We start from the raw sequence: 15,289 nt of genomic DNA on the forward strand, positions 1-15,289 counted from the left end.
GGGCCGAAGGCGCAGAGATCACCGAGTCAGCCGAGTCAGTCGACTCAGTCGAGGCGAGGACCATCGCCTTTGTCGGACTCGGCAACATGGGTGGACCGATGGCCGCGAACCTGGCCGCTGCCGGGCACCGCGTGATCGGTCACGATCTGTCGCCCGACGCGCTGACCGCCGCGGCGGCGAGGGGCGTGGTGCCCGCCGCCTCGGCCGTCGAAGCCGTGGCCGACGCCGATGTGGTCATCACCATGCTGCCCGCCGGACGCCACGTCCTCGGGCTCTACCGGGACGGGGGGCTGCTCGCGGCGGCGGCTCCGGGCACGCTGTTCCTCGACTGCTCCACCATCGACGTCGCGGACGCCCGCGCCGCGCACAAGGCGGTGGCCGCAGCCGGCCACCGCGGCCTCGACGCGCCGGTCTCCGGCGGTGTGGTGGGAGCCGAGGCCGGCGCCCTGACCTTCATGGCGGGCGGCGGCGCGGCGGAGTTCGCCCAGGCCGAACCCCTGCTGGCCGTGATGGGGAAGCGCGCCGTGCACTGCGGGGACGCGGGCGCCGGGCAGGCGGCGAAGATCTGCAACAACATGATCCTCGGCGTCTCGATGGTCGCCGTGAGCGAGGCCTTCGTGCTCGGCGAGAGCCTGGGGCTGACCGCGCAGGCGCTCTTCGACGTGGCCTCCACCGCGTCCGGCCAGTGCTGGGCGCTCACCACCAACTGCCCGGTGCCCGGCCCGGTCCCCGCGAGCCCGGCCAACCGCGGCTACCGTCCGGGCTTCGCGGCCGCCCTCATGGCGAAGGACCTCGGCCTGGCCGCCGGAGCGGCCCGTGCGACGGGCGTGGACGCCGCGCTCGGCCTGCGCGCGGCCGAACTGTACGAGGAGTTCGCCGCGGACGGCGGAGCGGAGCGCGATTTCTCGGCGATCGTGCAGACGATCAGGGAACGCTCCGGAGCGGACGTCACCGGCACGGACATCACCTGAGGAAGGGCTGACCGAGAGGCCTCGGCGGCCTTGCGGTCAGTGTGAGCCGGTCGTCGCGGTACAGCGGCGGTACGCCTTCTCGTAGGCCCGCTGTCCTTTGTTCCCGGCCGTCACGGGCGGGGTTCCGGGCGATGGGCGGGCCGCGACGGGGGCCTGCGGCGGGACGGTCCGGTGGGCCTGGCGGGAGCCGTTGGACGGCGGGCCCGCACTCGAACACCACACATGGGTGTGAGGGCGTTCTCAGCGGGCACTCGATGAGTGGGTCCCGCCGTGTCTCCCCCGTCGCGGCGGGGCCCACCGGCTTCCCCGGGGAGACGTCATGCCGACGTTCTACCTTGGGGGCCGTACGGGGGCGGGCGGCCCGCCGGGGCGGCCGCGGCGGCCGGTGAGCAGCCGCTGCGCTCCCGCGAGCGGTACCGGCAGCCGGCGGCGCAGTGCGGCCCGCGCCGCATTGGCTCCCGGAGCTCCGTGCACGCCGCCGCCGGGATGCGCCCCCGCCGAGGCGAGGAACAGTCCGGCTACGGGCGTCTCCGGGCGGCCGGTGCCCGGAGCGGGCCGGAAGACCAGCTGCTGGTGCAGCGCTGTCGTGCCGCCGTTGAGCGCGCCGCCGTGCAGATTGCGGTCCAGGGACTCCAGGGTGGTGGGCGCCAGGACACGGCGGGCGCGGACCAGGGCACGGAAACCGGGGGCGAAGCGGTCGACCTGCCGCTCCACCCGGTCGGCCATGGCCTCCTGCTCGCCCGGCCGCCACGCCCCGGAGATCCCCTCGTCACCGGCGTCCGCGTGGATCTCCTGCGGTACGTGGGTGTAGGCCCAGGCGGATTCGGTGCCCCGCGGCGAGCGGGTGGCGTCCGAGGTCGTCATCTGGCCGAAGAGCAGGAACGGCCGGTCAGGCACCTGGTGCATGGCGAGCTGTGCGGCGAACCGGGTGAGCTCGTCCACCCCGTCGGCCAGATGGACGGTGCCCGCCCCCACCGCCCCTTCCGCCTGCCAGGGGACCGGCCCGTCGAGTGCCCAGTCGACCTTGAAGGTGGCGAAGTCCCACTGAAAGCGCCGCAGGTCCGTCAGGAGCTGCCCCGGCAGGTGTTCCGCCTCGACCAGTTCGCCGTACAGGGCGGGTACCGACACGTCCGCGAGGACGGCGCGCGCGGCGCGCACGGTGTCGCCGTCCGAGGTGCGCACGGCGACCGCGCGCCCGTCGCGGACGACGATCCGCTCCGCCCTGTGACCGCACCGCACACTGCCGCCGCGTGCCGCGAAGCGCGCGACCAGCGCTTTGATCAGCTCGCCGGACCCGCCGACCGGTACCGGGAACCCGTAGGTCTGGCCCAGCATCGACATGAGCCACCCGAACCCGCCGCTGCCCGCCGCCTCGGGCGCGAGGTCGGCGTGCAGCGCGTTGCCCGCGAGAAGAAGGCGGCCGCCCTCGCCCGCGAACTCCTCCTCGCCAAGGCGCCGGACCGGCAGCACCAGCGAGCGGGCCAGGCGGAGCGCGCCCGCGGGCTTGAGGCGCCGGGCCATGCGCGCGGTGGCCCGGACCGGCGGGAACGGCGTGAACAAGGCGTCCAGCAGGTCGGGGCGGAGGCCTTCCCACACGTCGTGCAGGCGCCGCCAGGACGCTCCGTCGCCCGCGGCGAAGGCGTCGAGCGAGGCGGCGGTGGTGTCGGGACGCCGGCCGAGGACGGCGCAGCGGCCGTCGGCGAGGGGGTGGGCCAGCACCTTGGGCGCGTGGCTCCACCGCAGCCCGTACTCGTGCAGCCGCAGCTGCTTCAGCACCGGCGACGCGGCGGCCAGCGGGTAGAAGGAGCTGAAGAGGTCGCTGACGAAGTCCGGGTGCACGCCTCGGTCGTGCCGCACCGCACCGCCGGCCTCGGGCTGTTCCTCCAGGACCGTGACGCTCCACCCGGCGTCCGCCAGCACGTTGGCCCCGACCAGTCCGTTGGGACCGGCCCCGATCACCACCGCATCAGGCATGGCCCGCCGCGCCTCCACGCCGTGGCGCGCCGTGCCCGGCCGCCGTGTCCGTGGCGGATTCCCGACCGCCCGCCTCTGCCTCGCACACGCGGGCGAGGCGGGCGAGCATCGCGCGGTGGCGCAGCTGGATCACCATCTCGACGCCGGCGTTGTGCAGGGTTCCTGCCGCGCCGTGCAGGGGGTGCTCGTCCACCCTCACCAGGGTGTGCTCTCCCCAAGGGCGTACGTCGATCGCGATCCGAGCCGTGCCGAGGGCGCCCGCCTTCGCCTCCAGCTCCAGGACGGAACGTTCCTCGCCGGACCCTTTCTTGCAGCGGCGTACGACCGTTTCGTTGGTCGCCCGGAACGGGCCCAGGCGCACCTCGTACTCGATCGCCGCGCCGACGTCCGGCCACTGGCCGCGCACCGGCCGCGACGACGCGGTGCCCACCACCCATTGGGCGTATTTGGTGCCGTCGGCGAGGACGGTCCAGACCGTCGCCGGGCTCACCTCGATGAGCCGATGCCGCAGCGCCATCTTTGCCTCCCTGAGCTGTCGTCATCGCCGAGTGTGCCGTTCGGCGCCTCCTCAACATCGCCCAAGGGCGCCGCGCCCGCACCTCGGCGGTGCGGACGCGGCCGAGTACAGGTGCTCAGGCAGGCAGGTCTTCGACCGTGCGGACCACCGGACCGAACCGGTCGGTGATCGTGGTCAGGGCGGCGGCCTGCACGGTGGCGGCGGACAGGACGGTGCCGTCCGGGGCGGCCAGGGACCGGGTGGCGGTGGCCTCGGCCACGACGGTGGGCCGGTAGCCGCGGTTGACCGCCCCCTGCGCGGTGAAGGCGACGCACATGTGGGTCATGAAGCCGGCGAGGACGAGGTCCTTGTCACCGCCGGGGGCGAAGCCCAGGTCGACGAGGGTCTTCTCCAGGTCGGTGGCCTGGAAGGAGTCGGGGGACCCTTTGACGACGACGGGCTCGCCCTCCCGCGGGGCGACCTCGTCGCTGATCGCGCCGATGTGGGCGCGGATGTCGTAGGGGGTGTTCTCGCCGCTGTCGTTGATGACGTGCACGACAGGAACCCCCTCGGCGCGGGCCCGCGCCAGCAGCCGGGCGCCCGCCGCGAGCGCTTCGTCGGCGCCCGTCAGCTCCATCACGCCGGTGCGGTAGGTGTTCTGGAAGTCGATCAGGATCAGGGCGGACCCGGCGAGCCGGGGCGGCCGGTTGTCCAGGCCGAAGACGTCGCGCAGGGACTTGGACGGGGTGTTCGTGCTCATGAGGTGCCTTTCATAGGGGAGTTGGGCATGGCGACGCCAGGTGCCTCGCATGCCGGAAGTTCGGGTGGCTCAGGGTGGCCGGGGTGAGTCGGACGACTCGGGTGGGTCACATGGTCCAGGCGGACCGGGCAGGTCAGCCGGTCTGTGTGCGGAAGCGGCGGCGGTAGGCCACCGGTGTGGTCGCGAGCTGCCGCCGGAAAGCCCGGTGCAGCGTCTCCACCGAGCCGAGCCCGGCCGCCGCCGCGATCCGGTCGAGCGGTCGGTCGGTGGTCTCAAGGAGCCGGCGGGCGACCTCGATACGGGCGGCTTCCACGTAGGACGCCGGGCTGGTGCCCGTCTCCTGCGTGAAGACACGGGCGAAGTGCCGCTCGCTCAGGCACATCCGGGCGGCCAGGGCCCCCGCGGACAGGTCGGCGTCGAGGTGGTCGGCGATCCACAGCCGCAGTTCGTCGATGTCGCGACGGCTGGTGGCGGCGCGGCTGAGCGGCACCGAGAACTGGCTCTGACCGCCCTGCCGTTTGAGGTAGAGCACCAGCTGCCGGGCCACGGACAGGGCGGTCTGTTCGCCCTGGTCCTCGGCGACCAGCGCCAGCGCGAGATCCAGGCAGGCGCTGATCCCGGCGCCGGTCCACAGCCTGCCCCGGTCGGTGCGGACGAAGATCGGGTCGGGATCCACCATGACGCCCGGGTGATCGGCGGCGAGCTGGGCGGCGGTCGACCAGTGGGTGGTCGCCGTCTTCCCGTCCAACAGCCCCGCGGCGGCCAGCAGATGGGCGCCCACACACACCGACGCCACACGCCGTGCGTGCGGGGCGGTTGCCTTCACCCACGCCACGACCGAGGAATCGACCCGGGCCCGTGGCCCCTCCTCCGTCATCTCGACCGCACCCGGCACCAGCAGGGTGTCCACGTCCGTACCGACCTCCTCGAAGGAGAGATCGGCGAGGAGCCGGACACCCGCCGACGTCCGGACCGCACCGGCGGCGGGCCCCGCAAGCCGGACCTGGTACCCGGCGCGGCCCGCGGTCTCCCGGTTGGCCAGCGCGAAGACCTCGGCGGGGCCGGTGACGTCGAGGAGGTCGACATCGGGGAAGACCGCGATGACCACCCGGTGTGTGAGGGACATGACCTCATCCTCACCGCCCGCACCCATGGCCGCAATGACGATTCCCTGTCACATCCGGACATGGGACCGGTGGTCCGGCGCGCCTTCGCGAACTCGACCGCGCCTTTGCGAACTCGACGGGAACCAGACAGGGCGGCCGTCCGACCACTGCATCACAGGCCCCACGCACCGGCACCGGAACGAGGTAGCAGCTGTATGAACTGGTACGAGGACGACGCGTTCTGGTCGGACTTCTCCGAGACCATGTTCTCCGAGCGCAGGCGCGCGGAGGTGGAGGGCCTCGTCGCCGGGTCGCCGCTGCTCGCCTTCCCGGCCGGGAGCCGGGTGCTCGACCTGTGCTGCGGGCCCGGCCTGTATCTGGTGCCGCTCGCCCGGCGCGGCTGCGCGGTGACCGGGGTGGACCTCAGCCCCGCCATGCTGAAGCGGGCCGAGGCCGCGTGCGAGGCGGCCGGGGCCGACGTCCGGCTGGTGCGCGCGGACATGATGACGCACGTCGAGCGGGAGTCGTACGACGTGGTGCTCAACCTCTTCACCTCGTTCGGCTACTTCGACGACCCGCTCGACAACGAGCGGGTGCTGCGCAACGCCCACGACTCGCTCGTGCCGGGCGGCCGCCTCCTCGTCGACGTCATGGGCAAGGAGGTCCTCGCGGGCTGGATCGGCAGGCCCCAGGTCGTCGAGCTCGACGGCGGCGCGTACGTGATCCAGCGCGACACCGTCCTGGACAGCTGGACCCGGCTGCGCACCGACTGGACGCTGGTGCGGGGCGGGGAGGCGCGCGAGGCGTCGATCACCTCCTTCCTCTACAGCGCGGCCGAGCTCCGCGCGCTCTTCGAGGCGGCCGGGTTCACCGACGTGCGGTGCCACGGCGACTTCGACGGCGGCCCGTACGACAACCGCTCGAAGCGGCTGATCGTGAGCGGCACCCGTCCGTAGGAGCCGCCGCCGGACCCGCGGGAACTCCGCGGCCGTCGCGGCCGACTACTGGTCAGCGGGCGGGTTCCGGCCAGGACCGACCGCCAACGCGCAGGTGAACGAGGGGACTTCATGACCGAGGCCGCACCCGTGACGCCGTCTTCGCGTCGCGCCGCACGCCCGCGCGGCGCGACGCGTCAGGGCGCCGAGGACCGGCCCGCCGGGCGCGGCCGCCTGCTGACGACGCTGGTGGCGCTCTCCGTCACGCTGGTGCTCTCGGTCCTGGCCGGCATCGCGCTGGGGCCGACCGTCGTACCGCCGGGCGACGTCGTGCACTTCCTGTCCGCGGCGCTCACCGGGGGCAGCATCGGCGCGGACGAGGTGACGGGGTACTCCATCGTCTGGCACGTGCGCACCCCGCGGGTGCTGCTCGCCGCGGTCGTGGGAGCCGGGCTCTCCGTCGTGGGCGTCGCCATCCAGGCGTTGGTGCGCAACGCTCTCGCGGACCCGTTCGTGCTGGGGATCTCGTCGGGCGCCTCCGTGGGGGCGACCGCCGTCGTGGTCTTCGGGGTCTTCGCGGGGCTCGGGGTGTACGCCCTGTCGGCCGCCGCGTTCCTCGGCGCGCTGGGTGCGACGGTGCTGGTGTATCTGGCCGCGCGCGGCCCGATGGGCCTGACGCCGCTGCGGCTGGTCCTCACCGGGGTGGCGCTCGCGTACGGATTCCAGGCGCTGATGAGCGTCCTGGTGTTCCTCGCCCCGAACGGGCAGGCCGCGCGGACCGTGCTGTTCTGGCTCCTGGGCAGCCTCGGCTCCGCGTCCTGGGAGTCACTGCCCCTGGTGACGGCGGCCGTTCTGACCGCGGTGGTCGTGCTGCTGCGGCAGAGCCGGTCGCTGGACGTCCTGTCGCTCGGCGACGAGACCGCGGCCAGCCTCGGCGTGGACGCGGAGACGCTGCGGCGCCGCCTGTTCGTGCTCACCGCCGCCGTCACCGGACTGATCGTCGCCGTCAGCGGCGCCGTCGGCTTCGTCGGCCTCGTGCTGCCCCACGTCGTGCGGATCTGGGTCGGCTCCACGCACCGGCGGGTGCTCGCGGTCGCACCCCTGGCCGGGGCCTGCTTCATGGTCTGGGTCGATCTGGTGGCCCGTACCGCCTTCGCCCCCGAGGAACTGCCGCTCGGGGTGATCACCGCGCTCATCGGCGTCCCGGTGTTCATCGTGCTGATGCGCCGCCGCGGCTATCTCTTCGGAGGCCGGTAGATGGTCCTCTCCCTGCGTGACCTGACGGTCGAGGCGGCCGGGCGCGTGCTCGTGGACCGGCTGAACATCGAGGTGTCCGCCGGCTCCGTCGTGGGCGTCGTCGGCCCCAACGGCAGCGGCAAGTCGACCGCCCTGCGCTGCGTCTACCGGGCGATGCGGCCGACATCCGGCGCCGTGCTGCTCGACGGCACCGACCTGGCGTCGCTGAAACTGCGGGACAGCGCCCGCTCGATCGCCGCCCTGACCCAGGAGAGCCACACCGAACTCGACTTCACCGTCGAGGAGGTGGTCGCCCTGGGCCGCACCCCGCACGCGCACGGCAACCAGCCCCTGACCGCCCGCGAGCGCGAGCTGTGCGGCCGGGCGATGGACCGCCTCGACGTGGCGCACCTCGCGGACCGCAGCGTGCTCACCCTCTCCGGGGGCGAGCGGCAGCGCGTGCTCGTCGCGCGCGCCCTCGTCCAGGAGCCCCGCATCCTCGTCCTCGACGAACCCACCAACCACCTCGACGTACGGCACCAGGTGGAGCTGCTGTCCTTCCTGCGCGGCTCAGGACTGACCGTGCTCACCGCCCTGCACGACCTCAACCTCGCGGCCCAGGTCTGCGAGCGCATCGCCGTGCTCGGCGCGGGCTGCCTGGTCGCCTCCGGTGTCCCCGCCGAGGTCCTCACCTCGGAGCTGGTCCGCAAGGTGTTCGGCGTCGACGCCGACGTCGTGCCCCACCCGCGCACCGGCATCCCCCAACTGCTCTACGACCTCGCCCCGACCGCCCCCGCCCCCGCCGGGACGCCCACCCCCACCGACGCTTTTCCGGAAGGACCCCACGCGTGACCAGACCACCGTTCCCCCGAGCCCTCACCGCCGGGCTGCTGGCCACCGGGCTCCTGCTGACCGGCTGTGGCGCCGAGGTCGAACCGGCCGCGGGCAGCAAGCCCGACACCGTCACCGTCTCCAACTGCGGCAAGGACGTCACGTACGCCCGTCCCGAGCGCGCGGTCGCCTACGACGTGAGCGGCGCGGAGAAGATGTTCGCCCTGGGCCTCGCCGACCGGATGCGCGGCTACGTCATGAACAAGCTCGGCGACCCCGCCATCAAGGGATCGCCCTGGCGCAGGGATTACAAGAAGGTGGAGCGCCTCGGCACCGAGCGCATCACCCGGGAGATCGTCGTCGACGCCGATGCCGACTGGGTCCTCGCCGGCTGGAATTCCGGATTCAGTGAGGAGCGCGGTGTCACCCCGGCCCTGCTCGACAAGGTGGGCGTCGACAGCTACCTGCACACCGAGACCTGCTGGGACTACGGCGACAAGAGCGTCGACGTGCCGCCGCTGGAGGCGCTCTACACCGACCTGGACAACCTGGGCCGGATCTTCGGCGTCGAGAAGCGGGCCCGCGAGCTCGTCACCGGCCTGCGGGGCCGCGTCGCCGCGCTGAAGAAGACGTGGCCCCAGAAGGGTGACCCGGCCAAGGTGTTCGTCTACGACTCGGGCACCGACCAGCCGTTCACCGCGGGCCGGCACGCCGCGCCGAACGACATCATCACGGCCGCCGGGGGCAGGAACATCTTCGGCGGCCTCGACAAGGGCTGGACCACGGTGGGCTGGGAGCCCGTCATCAAGGCGCGGCCCGAGGTCATCGTGATCGTCGACTACGCCGACCAGCCCGCCGCGCAGAAGATCGCCCACCTCAAGTCGCGGCCCGCCCTGAAGTCGGTACCGGCAGTGAAGAACAACCGCTTCCTCGTCCTCTCCTACGGTGACGTCGTCAGCGGACCGCGCAACGTCGCAGGCGCCGAGAAGCTCGGCCGCTACCTGCGCTCGGCCGGGCGGTGACGGCGACCATGACCGTGACCCCGACGCACGCCGCGCACACCGCCGCCCCGGCCGGTGAGACCTCGCCCGCCGCGCCCGTCCACGAGCACATCACCGACGCGATCAAAGCCCCCGACCTGCTGCGGCTCTCCGAGAACGTCGTGCTCGCCCGCTTCGAGACCCTGAAGGTCTACGCGGCCCTCGGCGCGGTCCGCACACTGCTGGACCGCGGCACCGTCAAGCCGGGCCAGACCCTCGTCGACAGTTCGAGCGGCATCTACGCACTCGCCCTGGCCATGGCCTGCCACCGCTACGGCCTGCACTGCCACATCGTCGCCTCCACCACCGTCGACGCCACGATGCGCGCCCAACTGGAGGTCCTCGGCGCCACCGTGGACCAGATGCCGCCCTCGAAAGACCTGCGGCTCGACCAGGAGGGCAGGGTCCGCCGGGTCCGCGCCCTGCTTGCGGAGCGGCCCGGCATGCACTGGATGCGCCAGTACCACGACGCCGTCCACTACACCGGCTACCGCGAGTTCGCCGCCCTCGTCGACCGCGCGCTGCCCGGCGTACCCCTGACCGTGGTGGGCGCCGTGGGCACGGGCTCCTCCAGCGGCGGTCTCGTACAGGCGCTGCGCGGCACCGGCCGTGACGTACGCCTGCTCGGCGTCCAGCCCTTCGGCAGCGTCACCTTCGGCAGCGAGGGGTTCAGCGATCCCGAGGCGATCATCGCCGGGATCGGCAGCTCGATCCCGTTCGACAACGTCCGCCACGACCTCTACGACACCCTCCACTGGCTCGACTTCAGGCACGCCATGGCCGGGGCCGTCGGCCTGCTGCGCGAGCACGCCGTGTTCGCGGGCCTGTCCACCGGAGCGGCTCACCTCGTCGCGGGCTGGGAGGCCGCCCGCCACTCCGACCGCACGCACCTGGTCATCGGCGCCGACACCGGGCACCGCTACACCGAGCGGGTCTTCGCCCGCCACCACGAGGCCCTCGACCCCCGCACCCTGAAACCGCATCAGATCACCGGCCTCGCCGACCTCGCCCCGCCCTGGTCGACGATGGAGTGGAACCGGCGCCAGTACGACGTACCCGACGCACGCCGCCCCGCCGTACCCGCGCAAGCCGCGCCCTCCTTCGAAGCACCGACACCCTTCCAAGAACCGTCCCAGGAGGACCAGGCACCGTGACCATCGCCGCTCTCGAAGCACTCACCTTCGGCCTGGGACGCCTGATCGAGGCGGCCACCGAGGCGGGGCACCGGCTGTGCCTGCTCACCGGGGACCGTGACGTCTACCGCCATGAGCTCGCTCAACTGCCCGCCGACGCCCTGGACATCGTCGACATCGACACCCACGACGAGGCGGCCTGCGCCGACGCCCTGGCGGCCCTGCCCGACCTGCGCGGCCTCATCAACTCGACCGACACCTGGAGCGTCCCGGGCGCCGACCTCGCGGCCAAACTCGGCCTGCCGGGACCCGATCCGAGCGCGGTCCGGCAGCTGCGGGACAAGAGCCGGGTGCGCGCCCTCCTGTATGAGCGGGGCCTGAGCGGCAGCGGCGCCCGCGCCGTTACCGCCGACCCGTCAGCGGCTGCGGAGATCCTCCGCGAGATCGGCCTCCCCGCCGTCCTCAAGGACTCCTCCGGGACCTCCTCACGCAACGTCTGGCCGGTACGCGACGAACAACAACTCCGCACCGCCCTGACGGAGGCGTCCCGACGCGCCTTCAACGGGCGGCTGTTCGCGGAGCGCTTCTTCTCCGGGCCCGTCTACAGCGCGGAGACCCTCGGCTGGCAGGGCGAGACGAAGCTGCTGGGCGTCCTCAGCCGCCAGATGTCGCCGGAGCCCTCCGTACGGGAGGAGGCCGCCGCCTTCCCCGTCGCGCTGCCCGAACCCCAACCCGCCCTGATCCAGGGCTGGGTGGGGCGTGTGCTGGCCGCTGCCGGGCACGCCGACGGCTTCGCACACGTGGAGTTCGTCCTCACCAAGGACGGACCGGAACTGGTGGAGATCAACCGTCGCATCGGCGGCGCGCTCGTCGGCGAGGCCCTGTGCCGCTCCCTGCGCACGAACGTCTACGAGGCCATGGTCGACACGGCGCTCGGCCGTCGCCCCGCGCTCCTGGACGCCGTCGCCGGCCTTGGCCCCGACCGCGGCCCCGCCACCGGCTTCGTGCTCGTGTACCCCGAACGCCCCGGCACGCTCACCGGCTGGACCGGCCTCGACGGACTGCGGGACTTCCCCGGATCACCCGAGTGGTACCCCACCGCGGTTCCCGGCCGACGCGTGGAGCACCTGAGCGACCAGCGAGGTTGCACCGGCATCGTGCTGACGGAGGCGGACACCGCCGAACTGGCCCTGCACCGGGCGCTCAGCGCCGCCGGGAGCATACGGCCGGTCGTCGTGTCCGACGCCGACCGGGAATGACGACGGCGGGGAAGCGGTCCGGGGGACGCTCGCGCCGCACCGCGGGCACCGGTGGGCCCGGCCGCACCACAAGTACCGGCGGACCCGGCCGGGCCACAGGACTCCATGAGCTCGGCAAGCTCACCGGCGCGCAGTACATCCTGCTGGCGGGCTCGTTCCTGATCCCCCTCGGCAGCTTCGCCGTGCTGCCCTTCATGTCGGTCCTGCTGCACGAACGCCTGGGCATGGGGCTCGGCACGGTCGGCGTGGTGCTTGCGGTCGCCTCGTTCGTGCAGTTCTCCGGCGGTGTCGTCGGGGCGGCGCTCGCCGAGCGGATCGGGCTGCGGCGCACCATGCTGCTCGCCCTGCTGATCCGCACGGCGGGATTCGTGGCGTTCGTACCGGGCCTCGACCGGCCGGGTGTGGCCGTCACCGCCCTGTTCCTCGTGTCCGGCGGGGCAGCGCTCTATCTGCCCGCCAACAAGGGGTACTTGGTCCACGGCGTGGCGGCGGAGCGGCGCCCGATGTTGCTGTCCGCGAGCAGCTCGGCCCTCAACGCGGGCATCGCGCTGGGTCCCATCGCCGCCGCCCCCTTCGTGCTGACCGCCTCGACGGGCCTCTTCACGGCGGTCGCCGTGCTGTTCGCGGCGGTCACGGCGGGGCACACTCTGCTGCCCGTGGAACCCCACGCGCGACGACCCCGGGCTGCGGAACCGGCGGATGAGGACCCGCCAGGACCCGGGCAGCAGGAGGAGGCGCCGGCCGTATCGCGCCACCTGCCCTTCGCGATCACGGTCCTGAGCGTGTACGTCTTCATGTTCTTCCAGCACTACCTGGCGCTCTACGTCGTCCCCCGGACCTCGACGCTCTTCTACGGCATGGTCCTCGCCCTCTACGCCTTGCTCCTCGTGGTCACCCAGCCGCTCCTGTCGCAGTGGATCGCCCGCGTGCCCTACCTCCGCGCCCTGCGCATCGGCTTCACCGCGCTGGCCACCGGCATGGCCGCGCTCGCCCTCGGTCATCCTGTCGCCCTCCTGGCCGGGGCTCTGCTGATCTGTCTCGGTGAGGTCGTCCTCTTCCTCAAGAACGACCTGGAAGCCCTGGCCCGGTCCTCCCGCGCACCGGCCGTCGTCTTCGGCCGCCAGCGTCTGGCGGCGGGAATCGGCGCCTTCGTCAGCGGCGTCGCGGGCGGCGAGGGCTATGCGCTGGCCGAGCGCTCCGGTCATGCGGGCTTCTTCTGGGCGGCGGTCGCGGTGCAGTGCGCGTTGCTGCCCCTGCTGCTGATCCGGACCGTGCGCCCGCGATAGGTCCGCGTCGCCGCCATTCCCTATTTCTGCAACGAGTTCTACTGTGTGCGCCGTCGGATCCGGGACGACGAGCACCGAGCCAGTAAAACCAGCAGCGCCGGTAGAACCAGCAGAGCCAGTAAAGCCAGCAGCGCCAGCAGAGCCTGGAGGGGCCGTGCACCTCGAATACACGCCTGAGCAGCAGCAGTTGCGCACCGAGCTGCGCGCTTACTTCGCCGAGCTGGTGCCGGACGACGCCCATGCGCGGTACGGCGAACCGGCCGCCCAGAAGCGGTTCTACCGGGAGACCGTCCGGCGGCTCGGGGCGGACGGGTGGCTCGGGGTCGGCTGGCCCGAGGAGTACGGCGGGCGCGGGCTCACGCCCATGGAGCAGTTCATCTTCTTCGACGAGGCGGCCCAGGCGGGCGTCCCGTTGCCGCTGATGGCCCTCAACACCGTCGGCCCGACGATCATGCAGTTCGGCACGGACGAGCAGAAGGCCTACTTCCTGCCCCGGATCCTCTCCGGCGAACTCGACTTCGCCATCGGGTACAGCGAGCCCGACGCGGGCACGGACCTTGCGTCCCTCAAGACCAAGGCCGTCAGGGAGGGCGACGCGGAGACCGGCCACTACAGGGTCAACGGGCAGAAGATCTGGACCACCAACGGCGACACCGCGGACTGGGTCTGGCTCGCGGTCCGCACCGCCGCCACCGAGGAAGGCGTCCCGCCGCACAAGGGCATCACGATGCTCCTGGTCCCGACGAGCGACCCCGGCTACTCCTGCACCGTCATCAACACCCTCGCCTCGCACGACACCACCGCCAGCTACTACGAGAACGTCCGGGTCCCCGTCTCCCGGCGCGTCGGCGCGGAGAACAAGGGCTGGCGCCTGATCACCAACCAGCTCAACCACGAGCGCGTCACGCTCGCCGCGCACGGCACCATGGCGATCCGGGCCTTCCACGACGTGCAGCGCTGGGCCATGGAGACCAAGCTCGCCGACGGCCGCCGCGTCATCGACCTCGGCTGGGTCCGCCGGCGCCTGGCGACGACCCACGCGAAGCTCGACGCGATGAAACTCCTCAACTGGCAGATGGTGAACGCCGTCCACGAAGGCACCCTCACCCCGCAGGACGCCTCCGCCGTCAAGGTCTACGGCTCCGAGACCCGCCGCGACGCCTACGCCTGCCTCATGGAGGTCGTCGGCGCGGCGGGCGCCCTGAAGGAGGGCTCGGCGTGCGCGGTCCTCCACGGTGATCTGGAGCGCGGCTACCGCTCGGCCGTGATCTTCACGTTCGGCGGGGGCAACAACGAGATCCAGCGCGAGATCATCTCGTGGATCGGCCTGGGAATGCCAAGAGTCCGCCGCTAGCGTGAATCTGACGGCGCGTCACCCGAGGCCCCGGTCGCTCCCCCCGCTCTCCCTGTCACTAGCCTTCGTGCGTATGACCGATTACGAAACGCGCGACCGCGTCGCGGGTGAGCTCGCGAGACCGTCGGCCCGCCGCGTCTTATGGTGCGCCACAGGCGCCACCGCCTTCCTGCTCGTGGCCGACCTCGCCACGCGCGCGTACAACAGTTACGACTCCATACCGGCCATCCGCAGGCTGGTGAACGTCGACGTCGAGGCCAACCTGGCCACCTGGTGGAACAGCACGCTGCTGCTGGCCGTGACGGGCATGGCACTGACCGCCGCGCTGCTCAGCGGCCGCGGCACCCGCCCCGGGCGCCTGTCCTGGCTGGGTCTCGCCGCGGCGACCGCACTGCTCAGCATCGACGAGACGGTCTCGTTGCACGAGCGCCTGGGCGAGGTCGGCCGGACGTGGAAGAAGTGGGCCGGAGGCGCGCTGCCCACGCACGCCTGGGTCCTGCCGGGCGCGCTCCTCGCGGCGGTGGGCACGGTGTGCGCCGTCCTCTGGGCCCGCAGACTCCCGCGCGACCTGCGGACCGGACTGCTTGGCGCACTGGCGGTATACCTGGGCGGCGCGCTGCTGGCCGAGGCGTTCAACGGCTGGGCACTGGAGAACGGCCACAGCACCGTGCTCATGCTGGGAACGCTCGTGGAGGAGGGCCTGGAAATGGGCGGCTGCCTGGTGGCCCTGGCGGTCCTGGGCCGGTACGTGGTCCTCGAGCGGGACCCGTCGTCCGGACGCGCGACGCTCCGGCTGCGGGACGGCTAGGGCCCTGGGGTCTGGCCGGTGAAGTGACGTGCGGTGCCAGGCAGCGCGGCAGGGGCGCCGTCCGCCGTGGCGGCTCCGGCCGATACGATCACCGGCGGAA

General features: G+C 72.7%; 14 protein-coding genes. 10 read left to right on the forward strand and 4 right to left on the reverse strand.

Translation table 11 applies throughout. The features are described from left to right. Nucleotides 1-17 precede the first annotated feature (17 nt). Nucleotides 18-971 carry a 3-hydroxyisobutyrate dehydrogenase gene (gene mmsB / locus ACFVYL_RS14780; RefSeq protein WP_389715875.1) on the forward strand — a complete coding sequence of 318 codons (954 nt, stop codon included), beginning with the start codon at nucleotides 18-20 and terminating at the stop codon, nucleotides 969-971. 330 nt (nucleotides 972-1,301) lie between these two features. Here mmsB and ACFVYL_RS14785 read toward each other — a convergent pair whose 3' ends face one another. The 4 genes from ACFVYL_RS14785 to ACFVYL_RS14800 all read right to left on the reverse strand — a co-directional run bounded on the left by ACFVYL_RS14785 (nucleotide 1,302) and on the right by ACFVYL_RS14800 (nucleotide 5,327). Beyond that, nucleotides 1,302-2,945: a phytoene desaturase family protein gene (locus ACFVYL_RS14785; protein WP_389715553.1), complete on the reverse strand. Its 1,644-nt coding sequence runs from the start codon at nucleotides 2,943-2,945 to the stop codon at nucleotides 1,302-1,304. After that, nucleotides 2,938-3,462, reverse strand: a complete 525-nt coding sequence (locus ACFVYL_RS14790; RefSeq protein WP_389715555.1) for an SRPBCC family protein — start codon at nucleotides 3,460-3,462, stop codon at nucleotides 2,938-2,940. Before ACFVYL_RS14790 ends, ACFVYL_RS14785 begins: the two co-directional genes overlap by 8 nt. Nucleotides 3,463-3,577: 115 nt before the next feature. Then, a complete protein-coding gene (locus ACFVYL_RS14795) occupies nucleotides 3,578-4,201 on the reverse strand; it encodes an isochorismatase family protein (protein ID WP_389715556.1) in 624 nt (207 codons plus the stop codon). A 133-nt stretch (nucleotides 4,202-4,334) separates the two neighbouring features. Next, nucleotides 4,335-5,327 carry a GlxA family transcriptional regulator gene (locus ACFVYL_RS14800; protein ID WP_389715557.1) on the reverse strand — a complete coding sequence of 331 codons (993 nt, stop codon included), beginning with the start codon at nucleotides 5,325-5,327 and terminating at the stop codon, nucleotides 4,335-4,337. Nucleotides 5,328-5,522: 195 nt separating this feature from the next. Here ACFVYL_RS14800 and ACFVYL_RS14805 point away from each other — a divergent pair, with 195 nt between their 5' ends. From ACFVYL_RS14805 to ACFVYL_RS14845, 9 genes are all read left to right on the forward strand, one after another. After that, nucleotides 5,523-6,263 (forward strand): class I SAM-dependent methyltransferase, encoded by a 741-nt coding sequence (locus tag ACFVYL_RS14805; RefSeq protein ID WP_389715559.1) that lies wholly within the window; start codon nucleotides 5,523-5,525, stop codon nucleotides 6,261-6,263. Between the two features lie 216 nt (nucleotides 6,264-6,479). Beyond that, on the forward strand, nucleotides 6,480-7,499 hold the full coding sequence (locus tag ACFVYL_RS14810) for a FecCD family ABC transporter permease (RefSeq protein ID WP_389715878.1): 1,020 nt from the start codon (nucleotides 6,480-6,482) through the stop codon (nucleotides 7,497-7,499). Then, nucleotides 7,500-8,330, forward strand: a complete 831-nt coding sequence (locus tag ACFVYL_RS14815; RefSeq protein ID WP_389715560.1) for an ABC transporter ATP-binding protein — start codon at nucleotides 7,500-7,502, stop codon at nucleotides 8,328-8,330. Then, entirely contained in the window at nucleotides 8,327-9,331 is a 1,005-nt protein-coding gene (locus ACFVYL_RS14820; protein ID WP_389715562.1) for an ABC transporter substrate-binding protein, read from the forward strand. The genes ACFVYL_RS14815 and ACFVYL_RS14820 overlap by 4 nt, the downstream gene beginning before the upstream one ends. Nucleotides 9,332-9,339: 8 nt before the next feature. Then, nucleotides 9,340-10,503 carry a pyridoxal-phosphate dependent enzyme gene (locus ACFVYL_RS14825; RefSeq protein WP_389715563.1) on the forward strand — a complete coding sequence of 388 codons (1,164 nt, stop codon included), beginning with the start codon at nucleotides 9,340-9,342 and terminating at the stop codon, nucleotides 10,501-10,503. Beyond that, nucleotides 10,500-11,741 (forward strand): ATP-grasp domain-containing protein, encoded by a 1,242-nt coding sequence (locus tag ACFVYL_RS14830; protein ID WP_389715566.1) that lies wholly within the window; start codon nucleotides 10,500-10,502, stop codon nucleotides 11,739-11,741. Before ACFVYL_RS14825 ends, ACFVYL_RS14830 begins: the two co-directional genes overlap by 4 nt. Further along, a complete protein-coding gene (locus ACFVYL_RS14835) occupies nucleotides 11,738-13,027 on the forward strand; it encodes an MFS transporter (RefSeq protein ID WP_389715568.1) in 1,290 nt (429 codons plus the stop codon). The genes ACFVYL_RS14830 and ACFVYL_RS14835 overlap by 4 nt, the downstream gene beginning before the upstream one ends. 154 nt (nucleotides 13,028-13,181) lie before the next feature. Next, nucleotides 13,182-14,381, forward strand: a complete 1,200-nt coding sequence (locus ACFVYL_RS14840; RefSeq protein ID WP_389715573.1) for an acyl-CoA dehydrogenase family protein — start codon at nucleotides 13,182-13,184, stop codon at nucleotides 14,379-14,381. Nucleotides 14,382-14,454: 73 nt separating this feature from the next. Further along, a complete protein-coding gene (locus ACFVYL_RS14845; protein WP_389715576.1) occupies nucleotides 14,455-15,189 on the forward strand; it encodes a hypothetical protein in 735 nt (244 codons plus the stop codon). Nucleotides 15,190-15,289: the final 100 nt, after the last annotated feature.

Source organism: Streptomyces sp. NPDC058308, from assembly GCF_042880275.1.
Classification (GTDB): domain Bacteria; phylum Actinomycetota; class Actinomycetes; order Streptomycetales; family Streptomycetaceae; genus Streptomyces.

Excerpts from the sequence above, each read along its gene's own strand:
- ACFVYL_RS14785 (WP_389715553.1), bottom strand. The coding sequence starts at position 2,945 with ATGCCTGATGCGGTGGTGATCGGGGCCGGTCCCAACGGACTGGTCGGG.
- ACFVYL_RS14790 (WP_389715555.1), bottom strand. The coding sequence starts at position 3,462 with ATGGCGCTGCGGCATCGGCTCATCGAGGTGAGCCCGGCGACGGTCTGG.
- ACFVYL_RS14795 (WP_389715556.1), bottom strand. The coding sequence starts at position 4,201 with ATGAGCACGAACACCCCGTCCAAGTCCCTGCGCGACGTCTTCGGCCTG.
- ACFVYL_RS14800 (WP_389715557.1), bottom strand. The coding sequence starts at position 5,327 with ATGTCCCTCACACACCGGGTGGTCATCGCGGTCTTCCCCGATGTCGAC.
- ACFVYL_RS14805 (WP_389715559.1), top strand. The coding sequence starts at position 5,523 with ATGAACTGGTACGAGGACGACGCGTTCTGGTCGGACTTCTCCGAGACC.
- ACFVYL_RS14815 (WP_389715560.1), top strand. The coding sequence starts at position 7,500 with ATGGTCCTCTCCCTGCGTGACCTGACGGTCGAGGCGGCCGGGCGCGTG.
- ACFVYL_RS14825 (WP_389715563.1), top strand. The coding sequence starts at position 9,340 with ATGACCGTGACCCCGACGCACGCCGCGCACACCGCCGCCCCGGCCGGT.
- ACFVYL_RS14835 (WP_389715568.1), top strand. The coding sequence starts at position 11,738 with ATGACGACGGCGGGGAAGCGGTCCGGGGGACGCTCGCGCCGCACCGCG.
- ACFVYL_RS14845 (WP_389715576.1), top strand. The coding sequence starts at position 14,455 with ATGACCGATTACGAAACGCGCGACCGCGTCGCGGGTGAGCTCGCGAGA.